Raw genomic sequence first — 24,265 nt, 5'->3', positions numbered from 1 at the left:
ATATCGTCGAGGACGGGATCGCTCCGCCCAACCCCCGCCGATTATGAAGCGAATGTGGCACAGGCAACGCGCGAACGCGACAGCGGCTTCGAACCGCCGCTCGCCGAGCGGGTGGCGAATATCGCCGCTTATGACGAAATCTATCTGGGCTTTCCGATCTGGGGCGAGACCGCACCGCCTGTGATCCGCTCCTTCCTGAAGGCGCACGACCTGACGGGAAAAACGCTCCGCCCGTTCATCACCCATGGCGGCTTCGGGCCGGGCAGCAGTGCCGCCGTGCTTCGAAGCCATGCCGTTGGCGCGCGCATCGAAGACCCGTTCGTCATGGAAGCCGATCAAGAGCGCCGCACGATGACCGAGGTCAAGGGCTGGCTGGACACCATCGAGACCGTCTAGCCCGCGCGATCAACCGGCCAACCGACTTCATCCGGCTACTAACAAGGGACTGAAAGATCATGACAAGCACCACCCCAACGGTCACGCTCAACAATGGCGTCGACATGCCCCTCCTCGGCTTTGGCGTATTCCAGGTGCCCGATCCGGCGGAGTGCGAGCGCAGCGTCCGCGATGCGCTCGACGTCGGCTACCGCCTGCTCGACACCGCGGCATCCTATGGCAATGAAGCGCCGGTCGGCGCCGCGATCCGGGGCAGCGGGATCGACCGGGCGGACATCTTCGTCACCACGAAGCTCTGGGTCGAAGATGCAAGCTACGACGGCGCCAAGGCGGCGTTCGAACGATCGCTCAACAAACTTCAGCTCGACTATCTCGACCTCTACCTCATCCATCAGCCCTATGGCGATGTTTACGGCGCGTGGCGCGCGATGGAGGAGTTGCACCGCGCGGGCAAGAACCGGGCGATCGGGATCAGCAACTTCTACCCCGACCGGGTCGTCGATTTCGTGCTCCACAACGAGATAGTCCCGGCGGTCAACCAGATCGAAATCCATCCGTTCCATCAGCAGGCGGAAGCCGAGGCGCTGCTTCGTGAGCATGGCATCCAGACCGAGGCGTGGGGTCCGTTCGCCGAAGGGAAGAATGGCTTGTTCGAGAATGACCTGCTCCGCTCGATCGGCGAGCGGCACGGCAAGTCGATCGCGCAGGTGGTCCTGCGCTGGCTCATCCAGCGAGGCGTAGTGGCGATCCCCAAGTCGGTCCGCAAGGACCGTATGGCCGAGAATTTCGCAGTGTTAGATTTCGAACTGAGCGCGGAAGATGTGGCCGCGATCGCGACACTCGACCAAGGGGCGAGCAGCTTCTTCGACCACCGCGACCCCGCCATGGTGAAATGGCTGGGAACACGTCGGCTGGAAACGTGAGATTTGCTGCGAAACGCGCGATCAGCAGGTTTCGAGAAGTCGTCGACGGTCCGGGTACGACTTGGGTTGGGCGCGATGCAGCCATCGGAATATGCCCCGCGAGCAAGTGAGGTGAATCAGGCGCATCAATCTGGCGCTTGCCTGAAGGATGCTTATGATGACCTTGAAAACCCACCATTCCGATATCCGAGGCTGCGCATTTCTTTAGCCTCTCACCGCGAACCGCTGTCCGGCCGCCGGCGAGTGGCTGCGGGTCGGGGCCTGCAACGCTTCGGCGGCCGGCTCGCCTAGCGCATCAGCCGGTCGCCGCTTCCGGTTGAAGATGGGCACGCACGAAATCGACGGAACGCGCATCGCTCACCAGCCGTTCGCGTCCAAGCAGGCCGTTCCAATAGCTTTCCGATCCGTCGGCGAGGCGCCATTCGTGGAGGCGGCGGGTGAAGAGCTGGAGGTCATGCTCCTCGCTGATCCCGATCGCGCCGTGGACCGCGTGCGCCGTCGCCGCGACGCGCGCCGCGGCGCGGCTCGCGATCGCTTTCGCGGTCGCGGCGGCGACCAGCGACGGGGGAAAGCCACCCGCGCAGCCGAGCTGCGAGGCGATGCGCGCCGCGACCATTTCTTCGGCCATGATCGCCATCTGTTGCTGTAACGCCTGCTGGCGCCCGATCGGCTTGCCGAACTGGACCCGTTCATTGGCATAGGCGGCGGTCATTTCGGTCACGCGCCCGGACGCGCCCGCAATCAGCGCCGCGCGCAGGATCGCCGCGATGGGGCGGAGGCCGCTCGTCGGTGCGGTGGAGTGTGGCGATGGGAGATCGTTGCACGTCATCCGCGCGGCAAGGCTTGCGACGACGCCCGTGAGCGCGCCCGACGCCTCGACCATGTGAAGCGCGCAATCGGACTCGATCAGCATATATGCTGCGACCAGCCCGAAGGGAACGACGACGCTCTGCCCCGGCGCCGCGACTGCGAGCGCGACCGGACCATCGGGCGCGCCATCAAGCAGCGCGCGCGCGATCATCGTCTCGCCGACCGGCAACGGCACCGCATGGCGACCGAGAGCCATCCACAGCGGCTGAACGTCGGCAAGGGCCAGACCGGCGCCGCCGCGTTCCTCGGGCACCAGCGCATCGAGAAAGCCCGATTCGGCAAAGGCCTGCCACATCGCATCGGGGGACCCGCCACGCTCGATGGCGCGCACTGCCGCCGGGGTCGACACATTTTCGAGCATCCGTTCGAAAGGTTCGAGAAATTCGCTCATCCTGTCACCGCAATCCCATGCCGCGCGCGATGATCCCGCGCAAAATTTCCCGTGTACCGCCGCGCAGCGAAAAGCTCGGCGCGATATGCGTCACATAAAGCAAGGTCCGGTAGAGTTCGGCGTCGACCCCCTCGTCTGGATGCGACGCCAGATCGTCGCCGATGCGGGTCGGCAGTTCCTGTTCGAAACGCGTCCCCAGATCCTTGACCAGCGATGCCTCGACCACCGGGCTTTCGCCGAGCGCGAGCCGCGCGGTGCAAGCGATCGACATCGCGCGCAGCGTTCCGAGGCGCGCGGTGAAATCGCCGACCAGCGCGCAAGTTGCCGGATCGTCGCGGCGGGCGTCGCGCAAATGCGCGATCCAAGCGTCGAGCAGCACGACGCTCGAATAGATGCGCTCGGGGCCGCTGCGTTCGAAGGCGAGTTCGGCGGTCACCTGTTTCCACCCCTCCCCTTCCTCCCCGATCAGCGCATCGGCGGGCAGCTCGACATCTTCGAAAAAGACCTCGGCGAAATGGGCATCGCCGGTCAGGTCGGTGATCGGGCGCACGGTGACCCCCGGAGCCTTGAGGTCGATGATCAGCTGCGAGAGGCCGGCGTGCCGGTCGCCGGCGCTGCCCGAAGTGCGCAGCAGCGCGATCATATAGTCGCCGTGCGCCGCGTTGGTGGTCCAGATTTTCTGTCCGTTAACCCGCCAGCCGGCGGCAGTCCGTTCGGCGCGGGTGCGCACGCTCGCAAGGTCCGAACCCGAGCCGGGCTCGCTCATCCCGATGCAGAAGACCAGCTCGCCGCGACAGATGCGCGGGATATAATATTCGCGCTGCGCCTCGCTGCCGTAATTGAGGATCAGCGGCGCGCTCTGCCGGTCGGCGATCCAGTGCGCCGCGACCGGCGCCCCCGCCGACAGCAATTCCTCGACGACGACGAAACGCGCAAACGGCCCCAATTCGGCGCCGCCATAGCATTTGGGCAAGGTCAGCCCGAGAAAACCCGATCTGCCGAGCAACCGCGAGAAGTCGCGGTCGAACCCCGACCAGGACCGTGCGCGGACGTCTGCACTTGCATTCGCTATCGCCTGCTCGGCGATCGCCCTGATCGCCGGCCGGATCGCTTCGCCTTCGGCGGGCAACGCCGCGAGGGTCAATGTGTCGAACACGCCCCTTCTCCCTTCTCCATGGCGGCGTCGCTGCGCCGTTTGCCCGATAGCTGACGGTCCGGAATCGGGAATGCGCACGCAAAAAAGCAGACCTTCCGTTCCGCCTCAATCCTATTCGGCAGATAATTCGGTGATCGGAATGCACAGGCGAACGGCTTCTTGCAACGACATGCATCGTTCAATTTCAACGATGCCGTTGCTGCCATGAGGAATGTCGTGCGGGGTATGGATTAGCCGAGCCATCGCGATGGTCGTCCGCGATCCTGTCCCCGTCGCCGTCCGCGCTGGAGCAGTTTCGGCCAAGGCGTTGACATTTTTATATTAAGTTATAAATATGATTTATTAGGGTTTGTCTTCGATTACAGCGAACTCCAAATATCGAATGGAGAGGGAGGCATGACCATGGGTCCCGCAATTATCTTCAAGCTTGTTCGCGGCGTGACGGCCTTGGCAGCGGGATTGTCCATGGCTGCATGTACCGCGGCTCAGAGTGGCGCGATGGACACCAGCCTCAAAAGCGCAAAGCAAGTGGGCCAGTCCACCGAAGCACGGCAAAACGCGCGGCCGAACTTCCTGGTGATCGTCGCCGACGATTTGGGTTTTGCCGATGTCGGATTTAACGGGGCGCAGTTCCGCACGCCCAATATCGACGCCATCGCGCAATCGGGCATGGTGCTCGATCACTTCTACGTGTCGGCCTTGTGCTCGCCATCCCGGGCGGGCTTGCTGACCGGACGCTATCCCCATCGCTTTGGCATCATGGGCGACACGATAACGCCGGGAAGCGATTTCGGCCTTGATCCGCAAGAGGAAACGATCGCTGCGATGCTGGCCCGCGCGGGTTACGGTCGCCGCGCCTTTATCGGCAAATGGCATCTTGGCCACCGCAAGCCGCAATATCATCCGATGAACTTCGGCTTCACCAGCTTTTACGGCCATTACAACGGCGCGATCGATTATTTTACTCACAAGCGAGAGGGGGAGATTGACTGGCATCGCGACCGCGCGCCCTCATCGGACAAGGGGTATTCGACCGACTTGCTCAGCGAGGAAGCGGTTCGCGTCATCCGCGGCGCGCACGGGGATGGAAAACCCTGGATGATATGGCTGGCATATAATGCGCCGCATGGACCACTACAGGCAAAACCCGAAGACCTCGCCGCGGTGGGTTTCGATCCCACGAAACCCAGATTTGGCGAGCGCGAGGATGGCGCGGAAGGGGCCGGCTTTGGTTTGGCCGGCCGGGGCAATACGCGTCGACAGACCGCAATCGCCATGATCCGGGCAATGGATCGAGGGATCGGGACGATTCTGGACGAATTGCGCCGAACCGGCCAGCTCGACAACACCGTCATCCTGTTCACCAGCGACAACGGCGGGCCCGGTCGCGACGGTGCGCGCGATCCCGCGGCCGATAACGGCGTGTTGCGCGGCTATAAGACCCAGCACTATGACGGCGGCGTTCGCGTGGCGGCGGCTATCGCCTGGCCAGCGCACCTGCGGCCTCGTCCGCGTGCGTCGGTGGGATCGCTGTCCTACGTCGACATCATGCCTACGTTCGCTGCGCTCGCCGGAACCAAGCCGGCCCGAAAAGTCGATGGCGCAGATATCAGCAAGAATTTGTCGAGCGGGAAGGTCGTATCGAATCGAACCCTGTTTCTCGGCGAGGATTATCGGGAGGCCCCCGCTTATGGCGAGCGTTTTTCGCGCGCGCCGGTCGCGCTCGCGGGACGGGCTCCCGCGGTCCTCTCGGGCCGGTGGAAGCTGGTCGGGAACCACCTTTATGACATCGTCGCGGATCCGTCCGAGCGACGGGACATCGCAGCCGATCATCCGGACGCAGTGCGCCGCCTTCAAGCCGAGATTGCGCGTTTCACCGCCCTGCGCCAAATTTCTCGCGATAGATTGAATGCGACCAAACTCCCCCCTTTGCGGAAGTGGGAAATACCGCCTTCAAACCGCTGACGAGAACGGGTGGCATTTGCTTCAAACACTATCACATTGCCATTAGTGTAGTGCAGTGATAACACAGCTGGGATAGCCCTGTCCTTTGATAGAAGCCCCAGTTGATCGGCGCGCCATCCATTGTTCTGCGAATCGCCTCGGCCATGCTGATTGCGATAGCTTGTGCGGCTGGCATGATTGGCGCGGCGCGAGCAGAGCCGCGACCGGAACTCGTCGACAAGCTCTTTGAGCCTTGGGATCACACCGATACACCAGGGATGACCGTGGCGATCCTGAGGGACGGAAAGACGGTCTATGCTCGAGGCTTCGGCATGGCCAACGTCGAATTGTCGGTCCCAAATGGTCCCGACATCGTTTACCCGCTGGCTTCCAATTCCAAGCAGTTTACCGCGTTCGCGATTCACCTGCTGGCGGGCGACGGCAAACTCTCGCTCGTCGATGACGTACGAAAGCATGTCCCCGAATTGCCCGACTTTGGCGAAACCATCACGCTGGAGATGCTGATCCACCATAGCAGCGGCCTCCGCGATGCGACGAGCCTTCTGGATTTGCAGGGATATGGTCCGGAGGACGCCGTATCCCGGCAGCAGGCGCTCGATCTCCTGTGGCGCCAGCAGGATCTGAATTTCCGGCCGGGCACGGAGTACCGCTATAACAATTCCAACTATTTGCTGCTTGGGCTGGTCATCGAGCGTGCCTCCGGCATGTCGCTCGCGCAGTTTTGGGAACGGCGAATCTTTCAGCCGCTCGGCATGACCGCGACCAGAGCTTCGCAGGACCCCATCCAGATCATTCCTCGCCGCGCCTCGGGGTATGGCAGAGAAAAAGACCGGTACACACCGCGCCAGACGCCGGACGCCCTTCTTGGCGCATCGGGCATCAGCTCGACGGTCGGCGATCTGGCCATATGGCTGGCCAATTTCGATGACCCGGAAGCGGTTGGCGACCCCGCCTTGATCGCGGCCATGCTGAGGACCGGCACGCTCGGCGACGGCACGCCGATTACTTACGCCTCCGGTCTCCACCGCGAGCATTATCGCGGCCTTCCGTTCATAGAGCACAGCGGACACAACTGGGGCTACAAGACCGAAATCCTTCGTTTCCCGACCCAGAATCTGACCATCATCATTCTGGCCAACGCAGACGACGGCGATCCGCCGTCGCTGGCGTTCAAAGTGGCGGACATTTATCTCAAAGGCGAATTTCCTTCTTCGCCCCCGAAGCCGGAAGCGATCGCCCCACCCCTGCACCTGATCGATCGCTATACAGGGACCTATGCGGTCGCCACCGGCACAACCCTTCGCGCGCCAGGCCGGCGATATATATTCCGCCGCGAGGATTTCGTCGGTCCAGCAGCCCAACTGACGGCATTCTCGCCGACGGATTTCTTTTCCCCGCAAAGCGATTTTCGCGCGCGTTTTTTACCGCCGCCCGGAGGAGGCCCCTCGCAGCGGGTCATCATCCACAATGACGACGGCGATGAATTTGTCGCGCGCCGGGTGCCGGAAGTGGTTGCGCCGCCGCCGACGGATCTGTCCGATGCCAGCGCGCTTGCCGGCGATTACTGGTCGCCGGAACTCGGCGTGCTCTATCGCGTCAGCCAGCGCGACGGAAAGCTCTGGCTACGCTACCCGCGCGGCGAGGCCGAACTGCGTGCCGAGGCGCGCGACATCTTCCTTTGGCGTCAGGAGGATTATTCCATTCGGTTCGGGCGAACCGGCGACAAGGTCACCAACTTCGTGCTGACGCAGCCAAACCAGCGAGTGCGCGATCTCCGTTTCACGAGAGCGACGATTACCTCGATCGAACGGTGACGCGCGGTTGGCCGACGATCTCGGTTTGCCACACGTCCTTGGTGATGGTGAACAGCCCATGTTCGTTACGCGGGCTGGCAGCTTTCGGGCCGGGCGGCTCAGCTGCCCTTCTTCTGCGCGCGCGCCGCCTTGACGCCCGCGACGAACTGTTTCTCGGTAACCTTCACGGCCAGCCCCTGGTCAGACAGGAAGAACGCGGCACGCGGCATCGTGATATTGCCTTCGCGGGTGGCGAGCACCGCGCCTTGCGGTGCCATCGCCTTGACCTTGCCCAGCACTGCCGTGCCATCGGCGCTGCGCACCTCGGCCCCCGGTTTCAATGCGCCGTCGACCGCCGCCGCATCGGCCTCCGCCTCTTTCAGAACCGCGAAAATCTTCGCCTTCGGCGCCTTTAGGGCCGGACCCTTTTTGGTCATCAGAAAGGCGCTTTTCGATACCACCAGCCCGCTGCCGTTGACTGCAACCGCAACCTTGTCGCCTTCCACCTTGACGATCTGGCCGATCTCTTCGCCGGCCTGGTCATAGACTTTGGTCCCGGGGGTCAGCGAAGCGGACGACGCCGCCTCTTGGGCTTGCGCAGCGGGGACGGCGGACGGCGCGGCACCGATCAGGCATAGCGCGGCAAGGGCGCCGGAAGATTTGGGCATGAGAAGCTCCTGTCGAAAAGCACTGTCCCGTGCCGCATGGTTTGGCCTTGCGCCAAATCGCATGTTGTCCGGCCGTGCAGCGGACACGGCGAGCCGACGGGAGCCCTTCGTTTCCGTGCCGTTCCCCCTGAGTCAAACTGAGTCAAAGTGCGCCCCGCCATCGGGCCCCACCGCTCGGCGGTTGACCCTCGCATTCCGGGCCTCTAGCCTTGCTGCGATGCACAAAAGGGACAGCCTCCCTCCTCCGCCACCGCTTTCGGAATGGGCCGCGCGACAACCGGTGGCGCTCTTCCTCGATTTCGACGGCACGCTCGTTGAAATCGCGGAAACGCCCGACGCCATCCTGATCCCCGACGACCTCATGCGGCGGCTGGAAGATCTCGCGGCGCGCGTGGATGGCCGTCTTGCGCTCGTCACCGGACGGTCGCTTGCGGACATCGGCGCGCATCTGGGGCCGAGTTCGATCATGATCGTGGGTTCGCACGGGGCCGAACAGGACGATGCCGCCCTTCCAACCGCGCCGCTCGCGCGCGATGCAACGGCGTCGATCGCGACGCTCGCGGCGCAGTGGCCGGGCCTCCTGATCGAAACCAAGCCGCACGGCATCGCAATTCATTACCGGCAGGAACCAGATGCCGAGACAGCCGTCTTTACCGTCATGGACGACATTGCGGAGCGCGAGGGCCTGGCGGTGCGGCGAGGCAAGATGGTGGTCGAACTGGGGCCGGCGCAAGCCAACAAGGGACAGGCCGTGGCGCGGCTTATGCGCGAGCCCGCCTATGCCGGCGCCATGCCGGTTTTCATCGGCGACGACGTCACCGACGAAGACGGTTTTGCCGCGGCTGCCGCAGCGGGCGGACACGGCATTCTGGTCGGCGCACAGCGTCCGACCGCTGCCCGATACAGGCTTGCGGACCCGCGGGAGGTCTATCGTTGGCTGGACCTTTGAGCGACCTGTCACTCTGGCCGATCGGCAATTGCCAGGTCAGCGCGCTCATCGACAGCGCGGCGGGGCTGGTGTGGGGATGCGTCCCGCGGGTCGACGGCGATCCCGTTTTCTGCGCGCTGATGAACGGCGAGCGTCAGGCGGAAGGCGTGTGGCGTTTCGTTCTCGAAGGGCAGGTGCGCGCAACCCCGCGCTACAGCCGCAACACGCCGATCCTCGTAACGCGTCTCGAGGCGGAGGATGGCAGCGCGGTCGACGTCATCGATTTCTGCCCGCGCGCCGAACGCTCGGGACGCATGTATCGCCCCGTCGCCTACACCCGCATCGTCCGCCCGGTCGCCGGCAGTCCGCGCATCCGCATGAACCTGTCGCCGATGCGCGATCATGGCGCCGAACGCGCGCCGACGACGCGCGGCACCAACCATATCCGTTATCTCGTCGGCAACCAGCCGCTCCGCCTCACCACCGACGCGCCGGTCGGCTATGTCATGCAAGAGCTTGCCTTTCGCGTCGAATCCGACCTCCATTTCTTCCTCGGACCCGACGAGCCCTTCACGGGCAATGTCCGCGAATCGGTGCGCGGTATGGAGGAAGCGACCGGCCAATATTGGCGCAGCTGGGTGCGCGGGCTCGCGACGCCGATGGACTGGCAGGACGCGGTGATCCGCGCCGCGATCACGCTCAAGCTCTGCCAGCACGAGGAAACCGGCGCGATCGTCGCCGCGCTGACGACATCGATCCCCGAGGCACCGCACAGCGAGCGCAACTGGGACTATCGCTATTGCTGGATCCGCGATGCCTATTACACGGTTCAGGCACTGAACCGGCTCGGCGCGCTCGACGTGCTCGAAAAATATCTCGCTTACCTCCGCAACATCGTCGATCGCGCCGCGGGCGGGCAGATCCAGCCGCTCTATTCGGTGATGGGCGTCGCCGAACTGGACGAGGGCGTCGCCGAACATCTCGCGGGTTATCGCGGCATGGGACCGGTACGGATCGGCAACGCGGCCTATCAGCAGATCCAGCACGACGCCTATGGCCAGATCGTGCTGCCGACGGTGCAGGGCTTCTTCGACCAGCGGCTGTTCCGCATGGCCGACGAGCGCGATTTCGAAAGCCTCGAAAGCGTCGGGGAAGTCGCGTGGGCGATGCACGACCAGCCCGACGCCGGGTTGTGGGAATTTCGTACCAAGCAGCTCGTCCACACCTATTCGGCGGTGATGAGCTGGGCGGCGTGCGACCGGCTCGGCAACGTCGCCGCACGCATCGGCAAACCCGACCGCGAAGCCCATTGGAACGAACGCGCGGCCAAAATCCGCGAAACGATCGAGCGCGAGGGATGGGACGAAGCGGCGGGCCATTATGGCGCCGCCTTCGGCCATGCCCATCTCGACGCCAGCCTGCTCCAGATGGTCGAGCTGCGCTATATCCGCGCCGACAATCCCCGTTTCCAGGCGACCTTCGCCGCGATCGAAAAGGCGCTGCGCCGCGGCGAACATATGCTGCGCTATGACAGCGAGGATGATTTTGGCCTCCCCGAGACCGCGTTCAACTTCTGTACCTTCTGGCTGATCGAGGCGCTGCACCTGTGCGGTCGGGGCGAGGAAGCGCGCGAGCTGTTCGGAAAGATGCTCGCGCACCGAACGCCATCGGGCCTGCTTTCCGAGGATCTCGATTTCGAAAGCGGCGAATTGTGGGGCAATTTCCCCCAGACCTATTCGCTTGTCGGCATCATCCATTGCGCCGGGCTGCTCTCGCGCGGCTGGGACACGGTGCGATGAGCCGGCTGATTGTCGTCTCGAACCGCGTCTCGGTCGCCAAGGGGCGTGGTGCGGCGGGCGCGCAGGGCGGTCTTGCGGTCGCGATGAGCGCGGCGCTGCACAAGCGCGGTGGCATCTGGTTCGGCTGGTCGGGAAATGAGGTCGAACATTTCACGGGTCAGCTCACGATGGAGCGGGTCGACGGCTTTACTACCGCGACCGTCGATCTCGAGCCCCAAGACGTCGACGAATATTACAACGGCTATGCCAACCGAACGCTCTGGCCACTCTTTCACTACCGCATCGATCTGGCCGAATATGAGAATGAATTCGGCCGCGGCTACGAACGCGTCAACGAGCAGTTCGCGAACAGCCTCTATCCGCTGATCGAAGAGGAAGACGTCGTCTGGGTGCAGGACTACCACTTCCTGCCGCTCGGCGAACGGCTGCGCGCGCAGGGGGTGACGAACCGCATCGGCCTGTTCCTGCATATCCCGTGGCCACCGACGCGCCTGCTCGTATCCCTCCCGCATCACGAGCGGCTCGTCGCCGCGATGCTCCATTATGACGTGATCGGCTTTCAGTCGGTCGAATGGCTCGAAAGCTTCCTCCATTATTGCCGGAAGGAACATGGGGCCGAAGTCGACGAGGATAGCGGCACCGTCCGCATTGGCGGCCGAAGCACGATCGCGCGCGCCTTCCCCATCGGGATCGACCATGCCGAATTCATGGCGCTCGGCGAGACCGAGATCGCCCGGCGATCACAGCAGCGGCTCGGCACCAGCGCCCGCAAGCGCACGATCGCGATCGGCGTCGATCGGCTCGACTACAGCAAGGGGCTTCCCGAACGGATCGACGCGCTCGAACGGCTGTTCGCCAGCCATGACGACATGGTCAACGAGCTGCTCTTCGTCCAGATCGCGCCGCCTTCGCGCGAGGACGTCCGCTCGTACCAGCGGATCCGCGCGACGCTCGAGCAGAAGACCGGCCAGTTCAACGGCGCGCACTCGGACGTCGACCTCGTCCCGATCCGATACGTCAACCGCGGTTTCGGCCGCGCCGAATTGTTCGGCTTCTACCGCGCGGCGAAGATCGGTCTCGTGACCCCGCTCCGCGACGGGATGAACCTCGTCGCCAAGGAATATGTCGCGGCACAGGACCCCGACGATCCGGGCGTATTGATCCTCTCGCGCTTCGCGGGCGCGGCCGAGCAACTCACCGACGCGTTGCTCGTCAATCCGCACGATGGCGGCGACGTCGCCCGCGCGATCTGGACCGCGATGCACATGCCGCTCGCGGAGCGCAAGGCGCGCTGGGAAAAGCTCTACGCCATCGTCCGCGACGCCGACGTGATCGGCTGGGCGGATGATTTCCTCTCGGCACTCACGCAGGAACCGGCCTTGCCGGAGGCGTAAGAGCAAGCGCCGCGCGCGGGCGATCGGCCTTATTTTTCGGCTATCGCATGGGGCAATTGCGGCGTTTCCGCCCCGCCCCAGACTTGGCGCTCCCGCCCCTTGAGGTGCGGGTCATAGGCGTCGCTCCACGCATCGACATAGCTGCGCGCCGCCCACGCGTCCCATTGCTGCGCCATCCTGCGGACGCGCTCGGGCTGGCTGGCGGCAAGGTCATGCATTTCGGTGCGGTCAGTCGCCATGTCGAAGAGTTGCCAGGGCTTCTCGAAACCCGCGACAAGTTTCCATTGGCCATCGCGGACGGCGCGATTGCCCTCATGCTCCCAGAAGATCGGCTTGTCGCGGGTCAGCGGCTCCCCGCGAAAGGCGGGAACCATCGAACGCCCCTCCATCGGCAGGATGGCATGACCGTTGAAGGTCTTGGGATAAGTAGCGCCGGCGAGTTCGACGAGCGTCGGCATGACGTCGATCAGATGCCCCGGCTCGCGTACCAGCCTGCCGCGCGCTTTCGCGGCGATCCCGCGCGGCCAGTGCGCGATCAGCGGCGTCGCGATCCCGCCCTCGTAGGTGTGGTGCTTGTAATATTGGAAGGGCGCGTTCTGGAGCGTCGCCCAGTTCATGCCCGTCCAGACCACCGACTGTGCGCTGCCCGGCAGCCCTTCACCCTTGAGCCGGCCGTCGGGGCCGCTTTCGGCGGTACCACCATTATCGTTCATCACCAGGATCAGCGTGTTGTCGAGTTCGCCCGATTGCCGCAGGCGATCGACGAGCGTTCCGATCGCCCGGTCGACGCGGTGAACCACCGCCGCATAGACCGCCATCATCGTATCGAAACGATCCTTTTCCCCGGCCGACAATTTATTCCAGTCGTAACTGCCGGGAAGGGCGGCGGGCAGTTCGGCGTCGGCCGCGATGATGCCGAGTTTCTTTTGCCGTTCGAAACGATCGCGGCGCACCGCTTCCCAGCCCCGCATGTACCGGCCTTTGAACTTCGCCACGTCCTCGGCCGGCGCCATCAGCGGAAAATGCGCGCCGACGAAGGGCATGTAGAGGAAGAAGGGTTTGCGCTGCTCACGCGCCTCGCCAATGAATTTCGTCTGCCAGTCGACGAACATGTCCGACGAATACCAATAGCCCTGCCCCACGCGCGGCGACCCGGTGGGCACGCGCTCGCCGTCGATATAGACCGATTTTGCGAGGGGTTGCGGCTGATCGCGATAATAAAGCTCGCCCGCAGGCGAAGTGAGCGAGCGGTCGAAGCCGCGCTGCCACGGGCCGACCCCGCGCGAAATGCCGAGATGCCATTTGCCCGCCATCGCGGTGAAATAGCCCGCCGACTTCATCACTTCGGCCAGCGTGACGACGCGGTCCGCAAGCTTGCTGTGCAGCCCTTTCGATCCGGGCACTTGCACCGATTCGAGATGCCCCAGCCCCGCCTGATGCGGATAGGTGCCCGTCAGCAGCGCCGCGCGCGACGGGCTGCACCGCGCATTGTTGTAGAATTGGGTGAAAGCGAGGCCGTTTTTCGTCAGCGCATCGATGTTCGGCGTCGGGATTTCGCCACCAAAGCTGCCCATGTCCGAAAATCCGACGTCATCGAGCAGGATGACGACGACGTTCGGGCGTATGGGTTGCGGGCGGACCGGCGGCGCTTCCGCCGCGACCAGGGCAGACGGCAGGATACCCGCCGCCAGTGCTGCCACCGCACAACCAGCACGACCCAACAGGCGGACCGCATATTTCATAGCCACCAGATTCTCTCCCCTGTCGCGGATTCGCGTTATAGCCTATATATCATATATATATTGACTTTGTTTAGGGCATTGGTCAACGTCCCGGTCGAGGCGTTGACGAGAAGGTGCAATAATCTGCGTGAGATCGGGTTGGCGGCCATTAGGTCGCGCGATCCCGGGATCATCGGCCGTTCCTTCTTTCCAACGTCGAAAGGCAAAAAATGCCTGAACAGGGACATCGGGAGAGGACAAAATGAAAAAGCAGACGGGTTTTTCGGCCGCGGTATCGGTACTAGCGCTCGTCGTGAGCGCGCCGGCCTGGGGGCAATCCACCGATGCGGCCGATACGGTCGCGGAAACCCCGCAGGACGCCGACGACGCGATCGTCGTCACCGGCATCCGCCGCTCGCTCGAGCGCGCCGCCGACATCAAGCGCGACTCGGTACAGGTGGTCGATGCGATCGTCGCGCAGGACATCGGCAAGCTTCCCGACCCGACGACGGCGGCGGCGCTCCAGCGCGTTCCCGGCGTCCAGGTGTCGGTGAACCGCAACAACGAACTCGGCGACGTCCGCGTGAGGGGTCTTCCCGACGTGCTGACCACCGTGAACGGACGCGAGGTGTTTTCGACGATCGGCCGTAACTTCGACTTGCAGGACATGCCGGCCGAAGCTTTGTCGCGCGTCAACGTCTTCAAATCGCAGACCGCCGACCTGACCGAAGGCGGCCTCGCCGGCGTGATCGACCTCCAGCTCAACCGGCCGTTCAATTTCAGGGATCCGACCGTCGTCCTGGGCGGCCGCGCCAATTACGGCGACCGCGTCGACAAGATCAATCCGCAGTTCAGCCTGCTCGCGACCGATCGCTGGGACACCGGGATCGGCGAGATCGGCGCGCTGATCAACGGCACCTATTCCAAGTCCGACTATTATCGCGCGACGACGGTGCTGTTCCAGCGGCGCAGCACCAATACCGCGCCGTTCAATACGCCGGGCTATGTGATCCCCGGCATCCTACAGAATTTTCCGCAACAGGGCTTTATCGAGCGCCACCAGCTCAACGGCGCGCTGCAATGGCAGGCAACGCCGTCGCTCGAGGCCTATGTCGAGGGATTCTACACCTATTTCCGCGACCGCGGCAGCCGCAACGGCGCCAATATCCAGCCCTTCACCAACGGCACCACGATCACCGACGTCACCCCGGGTACGAGCTGCATCAACACCTATGTCCGCTCGAACGGCAACAATCCGGTCATCCAGACCGACGCCAATGGCGACAAGTCATGGACGCTAACCGAGCCGCAACTGGCCAACCCGGTCGAGCTGTGCCAGCCCGAAAGCATGACCTTCGCCAATCTGGTGTCGAACCAGACGACGCAGGCACGCGACCTCAACCAGCGCAACAAGCAATTCGCCGGCGGGCTGAAATATGACGAGGGCCGACTGAACGCGGTGCTCGATGTCGCTTATCAGACGTCGAAATATGAGATTCAGAACATCACATCGGACATCGGCCAGCGGCTGCCGAGCCTGACCGTGGAGATGGATGTCGACGGGCACGCCGAATATACGGTGCCCGGCGACGCGCTGCTCAGCCGCGACAACCTCTATATCCGTAACGCACTCATCCAGAATTTCACCGAGAACCGCGGCAAGCTGTTCCAGGCCAAGGGCGACGTCGACTATGACCTCGACGGCTTCCTGTCGAATATCGCGGTCGGCGCCCGCTATGCGCACCGCTCGGCCAAGGAGCAGGCGGTCAACCTCAACCAAGCCGCCCCCGGCGGCAACATCGGCACCGGAAACGACGCGGCGGCGGTGCTGGTTTCGGACACCGGCTTGCCCGACGACTTCCTCGCGCTCGGGTCGCGCGCACCCGACCTCAACAATGGCTCGCGCTTCTATATCCCCAATCCCGATTTCCTGCTGTCCGAGGAAGGGCTCGACGCCGCGCGCGCCTATTTCGGCCTGCCGGCGGGGCGGCCCGACTTCGATCCGGGGCGCGCGTTCGACGCGAAAGAGGATACGCTCGCGGCCTATGTGCAAGGCAAATATGAAGCCGATCTGTCGAACAACATCACATTGGATGGTGTCGTGGGCGTGCGCTATATCCGCACGAGCCGGACGATCGGCACGTTCGTGGAGGGTGAGGATGGCGAATTTGACCGGCTGACCGCCGACTCCGTCGATCACGACTGGCTGCCCAACGCGACCGCGCGGTTCCGCATCGGCGACGATATCCAGATCCGCTTCGGCTATGCCAAGTCGATCCGTCGTCCGAACTTCGAAGCGCTCAACCCGGCGATTACGCTCAACGAGTCGAACAACCCGCTGGTCCAGAGCACCGGCAATGCGGGCAACCCCGATCTCAAGGCGCAAAAGTCCGAAAGCCTAGACGCGACCTTCGAATATTATTTCCCCAGCGGCTATATCGCGGTCGCCGGCTATTATCGCGACATCAGCGACCGCGTCATCACCAGCGGCGCCGCCGAAGTCTATGACGGCGAAACTTACGCCGTATCGCGTCCGCGCAATGTCGGGCAGGCGACGCTGAAGGGTATCGAGCTCAGCACCCAATATTTCTTCGACTTCCTGCCCGGCGCGCTGTCGGGGCTCGGCGTGCAGGGTGCTTTCACGCTCGCCGATTCCAAAGTCGGCGGCGACGATCCGCTGGCGGGCTATCCGCTCCAGGGCGTGTCGAAGTATAATTATACTGTCGGCCTGCTTTACGAAAAAAGCGGGGTCAGCGCGCGGCTGGTCTACACCTATCGCTCCAAATATCTTTCGCTCGACGCAAGCGGCCAACCGACGCTGCGCCCGATGACCGAAGAGACGATCGATGCGCTCGAGGTGCCCGCGCTCGTCACCTATGCGCGCGGCGCGGGGCGGCTCGATTTCAACATCGGCTATGACATCACCGACAAGATCCGCGTCGATGTCGGCGGCACCAATATCCTCGGCAACAACACCTCGACCTATTACGACTATCCCGGATATACGAATATCAACAACGAGATGGCGTATGACGAGACGACCTATTCGGTCGGTGTCCGCGTGAAATTCTGACCAATCGGGCGGCGGCACCGATCTGCCACCGTCCGCTTCGCCAAAAAGAAAGGCCCCCTCGCGACCGGGCGAGGGGGCCTTTCTATTTCCCGGTCGACGTCATTTGGGAAGCGTCGCCATCCATGCTTTCAGCTTGGCGAGAAGGCGGTCGCGCATTGCGGGCTGGCTTGCGGCCATGTCGTTCGCTTCGCCGGGATCGCGCGCAAGGTCGAAGAGCTGCGGACTCGCGCCGCCCGCTTCGGCTAGCAATTTCCAGTCGCCCTCGCGGATCGCGAACGGCGGCGCCTGGTCGCGCTCGAGCGCGGGTTGCGGCGGCTCCTTCGACGCCCCTTCCTTGCCATAAGCCCAGTAAAGGTCGGGCCGCTCGGCGACCGGACGCCCTGCGATAACCGGCGACAGGTCGACCCCGTCCACCCCCGCGGGTATCCGCGCGCCGACGATGCGGGCGAGCGTCGGGAGCAGGTCGACCCCCTGCCCCACCGTCTGCTCGTCGCGATGCCCGGCCTTGGTGTGCCCGCGCCAATAGAGGATCAGCGGCTGGCGGATGCCGCCTTCGTAGAGGCTCCATTTGCGCCCGCGCAGGTTCTCGGTGCTGCCCGGCGCAACATGGCCGCCCGTATAATATCGCTGCGACGATGATGGGCCGTTGTCGCTGGTGACGATGACCAGCGTATTGTCCATCTCGCCCATCTGGTCGAGCCGGTCGAACAGGCGGCCGAGCGTCTTGTCCATCTTGACCAGCGAAGCGAGCATCCGGTCGTCGTCGGAGGATGCGCCCTTGCCCATGACGTCGGACAGGCTTTCATCATCGGGCGCCCAGGGATCGTGCATATCGTTGAGCCACAGGTTCACGAACCACGGCTTTTCCGAATGCTGCGCGACGAAATCGACAGTCATGTCGGCATAGAGGCCGGTCAGCCTGGTCTTGATTTCCCAGAAGCGCGGGCCTTCCCCGAGCTCGTCCGATTGTTCGGCAAGGAAACGTTCCTCGTCGGAAACGAGCACGCGCGGCCCCAGCCCCTCGAAGGTCGTGAAGCTGTGGTCGAAGCCATAGGCCGTCGGCCACGGCGCGTCGGCGATGTCGCGCCCACCGCCCAGATGCCATTTGCCGATATGCGCGGTTTCATAGCCCGCACCCTTCAGCAGGCGAGCGATGTTTGGCAGCTTGGGGTCGAGCCAGTCGGCCTGTCCGATCGCCTTGTTATAGGCGCGATCGCTGACATAGTTGATGAAACCGACCTCGGCGGGAAAGCGTCCGGTCAGGAGGCCGGCGCGCGACGCCGAACAGATCGGCGCCGCGTCGTAAAATTGCGTCATCAGCACGCCTTCGCGCGCCAGCCGATCGAGATTGGGGGTCTGGACCTTGCGGTTCCCCATCACCGACAGGTCGCCAAAGCCCATATCATCGACAAGGACGAACAGGATATTCGGCTTGCCCGCTGCGGCGGTCGGCGCCGGCGGATCGGCGGCGGCCGCCGCCGCCATCGTCACGGGCGCCGCGACGCCCATGAGGCCCGCGAGCATGGTGGTCGCGGCCCAGCGGGCGATCGCGGTGCGTCGTGCCATCGACTTTCCCCTTGCCTTATTTGTCCTCGAACAGCGGCTTCGCGATCTTCGCGAAATCCTCAACCGGCAGCTTCGACACCGCGCGGTCATAGGTGAGCAGGCCATTAAGCTCGCCCTCGACATCGCTCGTTTCGGTGTAGACCGACGCCGCGAGCCCCAGTTCCTTCGCCTGCCGGATGATCTCGTCGAACTTGATCTTGTAGCGTCGGCGATAATCTTCCTTGTCGGCCGCGAACTGATAGATGCGCGCGTCGCGGTCGGTGAACCACAGATGCCCCGGAATCGGCAGGCCGACGCCGCCGAATTCGCCGGTCACGATCGGCCGGTCGGCCTGCGGCGCGGGTTCGACCGGCACCTCGTCATAGGTATGGATGTCATAGACGTCGGACCCGCTGCCGGGGACATCGAACCACCCGCTCGCGTTGTTCACGAGGCGGCTCGGGTCCATATTCTTCGCGATACCGCCGACGGTCTTGACGTCATACTGGCCCCAGCCTTCGTTGTTCGTCACCCACATGACAATCGACGGAAAGGCGCGCAACGCGCCGATCATCCGCGCCAGTTCGGCCTGATATTGCGCCATTCCTGCCGAGCTGAAGGTCGCCTCGCGGTCGCTTGGGCGGCGTACCGCCTGATCGCCGAATGCGCCCGAGGGCATGTCCTGCCAGATCAGGATGCCGAGCCGGTCGGCGTCGTGATAATATTGCGCGGGCTCGACCTTGATATGCTTGCGCAGCATGTTGAAACCCGCCTTCTTCAGGAAGACGATGTCGCTGCGCGCGGCTTCCTCCGACGGCGGGGTGAGCAGGCTTTCGGGCCACCAGCCCTGGTCGAGCGTGCCATTGTGAAAGAGCGGCTTGTTGTTGAGCAGCAACGCCATCTTGCCCGTCTTGGGATCGACCCCGGTCGAAATCTTGCGCATCCCGAAATAGCTTTTGACGCTGTCGCTCGGCGCGCCGGTGACGGTCGCGGCGGCATAAGCCTGGGCCTCGCGCCCGGTCATCGGCGGCAGTCCGGTGCGGTCGTTGCCCGCACCCTTTGGCGGCGTCACTTTCACCAGCTCGGCGGTCAGGTCATAGAGATAGGGATCGTCGGGCGACCAGAGCCGCGCGTTCGGGATCTTGAGCACCCCCTGCCGGTTGCCGCGGATGATCGTGCTTGCGATGACCCTGCCCTTGTCGCGCGCGGTGATGCGCACCGCGTCGCTCGGCGTCGCGGTGTTGCTGAGCGCGACATCGACGGTCAGCTCGCCCTTGTCGATGTCGGGCACCGCGCGAAGGTCGGCAATGTGGAGGTCGGCGACGGGTTCGAGCCACACCGTCTGCCAGATGCCGCTGACCGCGGTGTACCAGATACCGCGGGGTTCGAGCGTCTGCTTGCCGCGCGGCTGGTCGCCGGTCGAGGTCGGGTCGGTGACCTGCACGACAAGCTCGTTCGCGCCGGGACGCAGATAGCGGGTGACGTCGAAACTGAACGGATCGGAGCCGCCTTTATGGCTCCCGACGACGACGCCGTTGACGAGCACGGTCGATTCGAAATCGACCGCGCCGAAGTGGAGCAATGTCCGCTGCCCCGGCCATTTCGCGGGCAGCGTGAAGCTGCGCTTATACCAGAGCCGGTCGTCGGGCATCAGCTTGCGCGCGACGCCCGACAGTTTCGATTCGACCGCGAAGGGGACGAGGATCTTGCCGTCCATCGCCGCGGGCTGCGGTTCGTTCGCCGGCCGGATCGCATAATCCCAATGCCCGTTGAGGTTCATCCAGGTGTCGCGTTCCATCTGCGGGCGCGGATAGCTGCGCCACGCATTTTCGGGGGTCACCTTGCGGCCCCACTCGGTCATGATCGGGCCGACATAGGCGGGCCCGCCCTCGGTGGTGCCGGGCGCGGTGTAACCCGCGGTATTGGCAGTCGAATTGGCCGGTTTCTTGGGCGGCGGCGCGCCGGTCTGCGCATAGGCGGCAATGCTGGCGCTGCTGGCCAACAGCGCGGCGCCGACCAGCAGCTTTGAAATATGATTCATCTGACCCTCCCAATTTATATGATCAATGTGTTTTATAAAGAGTCGCCGGACGTGGCAACCGGAAAACGGTCTGCGCCGCTTCGCGGAATGCGGCGCTCTATCAGGAAGATCGCCATCGCCGAAAAAGCGAGCATGGCGGCGAGGAAGATCATCGGCGCGAGGTCGCTGCCCGTCGCATCATGGATTTTCGGCACGACCGCCTGCGCGACGAAGCCGCCGAGATTGCCCACCGAATTGATCGCTGCAAAGCCGGCCGCCGCCGCCGCCCCGGTCAGGAAGCGCCCCGGCAGAACCCAGAAAAATGGCTGGCCGGCAAAGATCGCCGCAGCTGCAATGCACAGCGCCGCAAACTGAAGCACCGGCGACGGCAGCGCGGCTGCCATCACCAGGCTGAAGGCGCCGATGAGCGCCGGTCCCACCATGAAGCGGCGCGAACCGGTGCTACGCGCAGCCCGTCGCGGAAGCCACCAAAGCGCCGCAGCGACGACCAGCCAGGGGATGATGTTGAGCAGGCCATTGACGCCATCGCTGACCCCGAAACCGCGAACGATCGTCGGGAGCCAATAGCTGAGACCATAGGCCGAGAGCGGAAAGCCAAGAAAAGCGACGCAAAGCAGCAACACGCGCGGGTCGCCGAGCGCGCGCAGCGGATTGGCGTGTTCGCGCGCGCCGCCCTCAGCCGCAAGCGTTGCCGCGAGCCATTGTTTTTGTCCGTCCGTCAACCACCCGGCCTCGGCAGGCCCGCGCGGCAGGCGCGCGAGCACGACAGGAACGAGCAGCAGCGCGGGGATCGCGGTAACGATGAACACCCATTGCCATCCGCGCAATCCAGCGAGGCCATCGAGTTCGAGCAGCAGACCGCCCAATGCCGCTCCCACCGCATTGGCGAACGCGCTCGCGATCAGGAACAGCCCGATCGCCCGCGCGCGCTCGGCCTGCGGGAACCAGAGGGTGAGCAGATAGAGGACGCCGGGAAAGAAGCCCGCCTCGGCGACGCCCAGCAGGAACCGCAGGATATAGAAGCTGGTCGGCGTCCACGCGAAGCCGAGCGCCAGGGTGACGAGCCCCCACGCCCCGATGATCCGCGCGAACCAGATGCGCGGCCCGACGCGCTCGAGGATCAGATTGCTCGGAATCTCGAAGATGCAATAGCCGAGGAAGAAGAGCGCCGAACCCAAACCGTAGGCGGCTTCGCTGAGCCCGAGGTCGCCGACCATCTGCAGCTTCGCATAGGCGACATTCTGCCGGTCGATATAGGCGACGAGGTAAAGCAGGCAGAGCAGCGGCATCAGCCGCCATGTGATGCGCCGGACCGTCGTCGCGCCGATGTCGTCCATATCTGCCTCTCCCCATCGTCGCTCTGCGGACCGTTGAGGCGACTGGAACGCCTTCGATTTATTTATACGATATATATGCTTCCTATCCGGGCAAATCGATTCTATCAATGGCCATCGATGTGGCGCGGGAGCGAACCGACTCCCGCCAAGGACACCAAGAGGGAGAAGAGACATGATCCGCCGGAGCTTCCTGCTCACCGCCGCCGCCGCTTTCACGATTGCCGCCACCGCCGCCCAGCCCGCCGCCGCGCGCGAGCAATGGTCGAAGGAACAGGCGAACGCATGGTATGACAAGCAGCCGTGGCTGATCGGTTCCAACTACAATCCCGGCTCGGCGGTCAACGAGCTCGAAATGTGGCACGAGCCCACTTTCGATCCCGCGACGATCGACAAGGAACTCGGCTGGGCGTCGAGCATCGGCATGAACACGATGCGCGTCTTCCTGCATAACCTGCTCTGGGAAAACGACCCCGAGGGTCTCAAGAAGCGGATGAACGAATTTCTCGTCATCGCCGACAAGCACAAGATCAAGATCATGTTCGTGCTGTTCGACAGCGTTTGGGATCCAAACCCGGTTTACGGCCTGCAAAGCCCGCCGATCCCTGGCGTCCACAATTCGCGTTGGGTGCAGGCGCCAGGCGAGGCGCGGCTGAAGGACGCGAGCCAGTATCACAAGCTGGAGGGCTATGTGAAAGACATCGTCGGCACCTTTGCCGGCGACAAGCGCATCATCGCCTGGGACGTGTGGAACGAGCCCAACAACAAGGGTGGCGGCAATTACGAGCACATCCCCGACAAGAATAAATATGTCGCGCTGCTGCTGCCGCAGGTCTTCGAATGGGCGCGCGGCGCCAACCCCAGCCAGCCGCTCACCTCGGGCGTTTGGATCGGCGAGAATTGGGACAATATGGACAAGGTCGACGCGGTCGAGCGCACCCAGCTGACCCAGTCGGACATCAACAGCTTTCACGATTACAGCTGGCCCGAAAAGTTCGAGAAGCGCGCGAAGCAGATGCTGAGCTATGGCCGTCCGGTGCTGTGCACCGAATATATGGCGCGCGGCAACGGATCGACCTTTGACGGGTCGCTGCCGCTCGGCAAGAAATATAATATCGGCATGTACAATTGGGGCTTCGCCGACGGCAAGACGCAGACGCGCCTGCCGTGGGACAGCTGGAAAAAGCCCTATACCTATGACGAGCCGACGATCTGGTTCCACGAGGTTTTCCGCGCCGACGGCCAGCCCTATCGCCAGGCCGAAGTCGATCTGATCAAGCGCCTCGCCGCCGCGCCGAAGGGCGTCGTGCCGATGGCGAACGCCAAGTGATCGGGGGGCCGGTGCTCCGCCGCACCCTGCTCACCGCGCTGCTCGTCAGTTCGGCCGCAGCTGCGGCGGATGCGCCGGCCCCGCCCTCGTTCGACGGCGCCGATCCCGACATCGAGGCGGCGGACGGGCGTTATTACATCTATCCCACCAATTCGGGCGACACCTCGCGGTTGCACGTCTGGACCTCCTCCGACCGGCGCCAATGGAAAAAGGGCGCCGAGCTGATCCGGCTCGACCAGATCGGCTGGATCGGCGACGACGGTGCGCCGCGCCACGCGCTGTGGGCGCCCGACATGGTCGCCGCGAACGGGCGCCATTATCTTTATTTTTCGGTCGGGCCGCAGAATCCGACACCAAGCCGGATCGGCGTCGCGACCTGCGCGGGCCTCGAAGGGCCGTGCACCGACAGCGGCAAGCCGTTCGTCACCGGCGGCAACGGCTTCGAGGCGATCGACCCCGCGGTGTTCGTCGATCCAAAGAGCAAGACGCCCTATCTCTATGCCGGCGGCAGCGCGGGCGCGAAGCTGCGCGTCTGGACGCTCAAGCCCGACATGGTGACGATCGACCGCGAGGTTCCGGTCGAAACGCCGCCAAATTTCACCGAAGGCGCGTTCATGCACGAACGCGGCGGCACCTATTACCTCTCCTATTCGTCGGGCAGCTATCGCCACGACAGCTATCAGGTCCATTATGCGACCGCGCTCTCGCCGACCGGCCCCTGGATCTATCGCGGCAAGATCGTCGAGAGCGACGCGCGCTTCAAGGGGCCCGGCCACCACGCATTCCTGCACGATCCCGCCGATGGCGGCTGGTATATCGCCTATCACCGCTGGGAAGGGCAGACCGGACCCGGCCCGTACAAGGGCAGCCGTAAATTTACCGTCCAGCCGATCGTCTATCGCGTCGATGGCACGATCGTGCCGTTGGAAATGCGCTAA

The 24,265-nt window shown here is 64.0% G+C and carries 17 protein-coding genes; 10 read left to right on the top strand and 7 right to left on the bottom strand.

Annotated elements, in window-relative coordinates:
• The first annotated feature begins 54 nt into the window (after nt 1-54).
• Nucleotides 55-396 carry a flavodoxin gene (locus tag VSX79_RS02295; protein ID WP_326914310.1) on the top strand — a complete coding sequence of 114 codons (342 nt, stop codon included), beginning with the start codon at nt 55-57 and terminating at the stop codon, nt 394-396.
• A gap of 59 nt (nt 397-455) precedes the next feature.
• Nucleotides 456-1,319: an aldo/keto reductase gene (locus VSX79_RS02290; RefSeq protein ID WP_326914309.1), complete on the top strand. Its 864-nt coding sequence runs from the start codon at nt 456-458 to the stop codon at nt 1,317-1,319.
• Nucleotides 1,320-1,614: 295 nt separating this feature from the next.
• On the opposite strand, the gene VSX79_RS02285 is transcribed toward VSX79_RS02290, so the two are convergent.
• Entirely contained in the window at nt 1,615-2,580 is a 966-nt protein-coding gene (locus tag VSX79_RS02285) for an acyl-CoA dehydrogenase family protein (protein WP_326914308.1), read from the bottom strand.
• Between the two features lie 4 nt (nt 2,581-2,584).
• A complete protein-coding gene (locus VSX79_RS02280) occupies nt 2,585-3,736 on the bottom strand; it encodes an acyl-CoA dehydrogenase family protein (RefSeq protein ID WP_326914307.1) in 1,152 nt (383 codons plus the stop codon).
• 396 nt (nt 3,737-4,132) lie between these two features.
• Between VSX79_RS02280 and VSX79_RS02275 the strand changes: the two genes are divergently transcribed.
• Both VSX79_RS02275 and VSX79_RS02270 read left to right on the top strand, forming a co-directional pair.
• Nucleotides 4,133-5,701, top strand: coding sequence for a sulfatase-like hydrolase/transferase (locus VSX79_RS02275; protein WP_326914306.1), 1,569 nt, complete (start codon nt 4,133-4,135; stop codon nt 5,699-5,701).
• A gap of 101 nt (nt 5,702-5,802) precedes the next feature.
• Entirely contained in the window at nt 5,803-7,515 is a 1,713-nt protein-coding gene (locus tag VSX79_RS02270; RefSeq protein ID WP_326914305.1) for a serine hydrolase domain-containing protein, read from the top strand.
• Nucleotides 7,516-7,613: 98 nt separating this feature from the next.
• Here the strand turns inward: VSX79_RS02270 and VSX79_RS02265 are convergent, their stop codons facing one another.
• A complete protein-coding gene (locus VSX79_RS02265; protein ID WP_326914304.1) occupies nt 7,614-8,162 on the bottom strand; it encodes a hypothetical protein in 549 nt (182 codons plus the stop codon).
• A gap of 280 nt (nt 8,163-8,442) precedes the next feature.
• Here VSX79_RS02265 and otsB point away from each other — a divergent pair, with 280 nt between their 5' ends.
• The 3 genes from otsB to VSX79_RS02250 are packed head-to-tail and all read left to right on the top strand — an operon-like array spanning nt 8,443 to nt 12,283.
• Nucleotides 8,443-9,111: a trehalose-phosphatase gene (otsB, locus tag VSX79_RS02260; protein WP_326914303.1), complete on the top strand. Its 669-nt coding sequence runs from the start codon at nt 8,443-8,445 to the stop codon at nt 9,109-9,111.
• Nucleotides 9,108-10,889, top strand: coding sequence for a glycoside hydrolase family 15 protein (locus VSX79_RS02255; protein WP_179499795.1), 1,782 nt, complete (start codon nt 9,108-9,110; stop codon nt 10,887-10,889). Before otsB ends, VSX79_RS02255 begins: the two co-directional genes overlap by 4 nt.
• A complete protein-coding gene (locus tag VSX79_RS02250; RefSeq protein WP_326914302.1) occupies nt 10,886-12,283 on the top strand; it encodes an alpha,alpha-trehalose-phosphate synthase (UDP-forming) in 1,398 nt (465 codons plus the stop codon). Before VSX79_RS02255 ends, VSX79_RS02250 begins: the two co-directional genes overlap by 4 nt.
• A 29-nt stretch (nt 12,284-12,312) precedes the next feature.
• On the opposite strand, the gene VSX79_RS02245 is transcribed toward VSX79_RS02250, so the two are convergent.
• Nucleotides 12,313-14,025 carry an arylsulfatase gene (locus tag VSX79_RS02245; RefSeq protein WP_326915210.1) on the bottom strand — a complete coding sequence of 571 codons (1,713 nt, stop codon included), beginning with the start codon at nt 14,023-14,025 and terminating at the stop codon, nt 12,313-12,315.
• A 241-nt stretch (nt 14,026-14,266) separates the two neighbouring features.
• On the opposite strand from VSX79_RS02245, the gene VSX79_RS02240 reads away from it, so the two are divergent.
• Entirely contained in the window at nt 14,267-17,077 is a 2,811-nt protein-coding gene (locus VSX79_RS02240) for a TonB-dependent receptor (protein WP_326914301.1), read from the top strand.
• A gap of 99 nt (nt 17,078-17,176) precedes the next feature.
• On the opposite strand, the gene VSX79_RS02235 is transcribed toward VSX79_RS02240, so the two are convergent.
• From VSX79_RS02235 to VSX79_RS02225, 3 genes are read right to left on the bottom strand one after another with little or no spacing between them, the layout of a single operon-like run.
• Complete coding sequence (locus VSX79_RS02235) at nt 17,177-18,643, bottom strand: sulfatase-like hydrolase/transferase (protein ID WP_326914300.1); 1,467 nt, start codon at nt 18,641-18,643, stop codon at nt 17,177-17,179.
• A 16-nt stretch (nt 18,644-18,659) separates the two neighbouring features.
• On the bottom strand, nt 18,660-20,663 hold the full coding sequence (locus VSX79_RS02230; protein ID WP_326914299.1) for a glycoside hydrolase family 2 protein: 2,004 nt from the start codon (nt 20,661-20,663) through the stop codon (nt 18,660-18,662).
• Between the two features lie 32 nt (nt 20,664-20,695).
• The gene (locus tag VSX79_RS02225) at nt 20,696-22,000 is read right to left on the bottom strand and encodes an MFS transporter (RefSeq protein WP_326914298.1); all 1,305 of its coding nucleotides are present in this window, start codon (nt 21,998-22,000) and stop codon (nt 20,696-20,698) included.
• Nucleotides 22,001-22,172: 172 nt separating this feature from the next.
• On the opposite strand from VSX79_RS02225, the gene VSX79_RS02220 reads away from it, so the two are divergent.
• Both VSX79_RS02220 and VSX79_RS02215 read left to right on the top strand, forming a co-directional pair.
• Nucleotides 22,173-23,327 carry a glycoside hydrolase 5 family protein gene (locus tag VSX79_RS02220; RefSeq protein ID WP_179499757.1) on the top strand — a complete coding sequence of 385 codons (1,155 nt, stop codon included), beginning with the start codon at nt 22,173-22,175 and terminating at the stop codon, nt 23,325-23,327.
• Nucleotides 23,324-24,265, top strand: coding sequence for a family 43 glycosylhydrolase (locus tag VSX79_RS02215; RefSeq protein WP_326914297.1), 942 nt, complete (start codon nt 23,324-23,326; stop codon nt 24,263-24,265). Before VSX79_RS02220 ends, VSX79_RS02215 begins: the two co-directional genes overlap by 4 nt.

The sequence above is a fragment of the Sphingopyxis chilensis genome (assembly GCF_035930445.1).
In the GTDB taxonomy this organism is placed as follows: domain Bacteria; phylum Pseudomonadota; class Alphaproteobacteria; order Sphingomonadales; family Sphingomonadaceae; genus Sphingopyxis; species Sphingopyxis chilensis.
The sequence above is the reverse complement of the archived record's forward strand: the minus strand, read 5'-3'. Positions and strand labels throughout refer to the sequence as shown.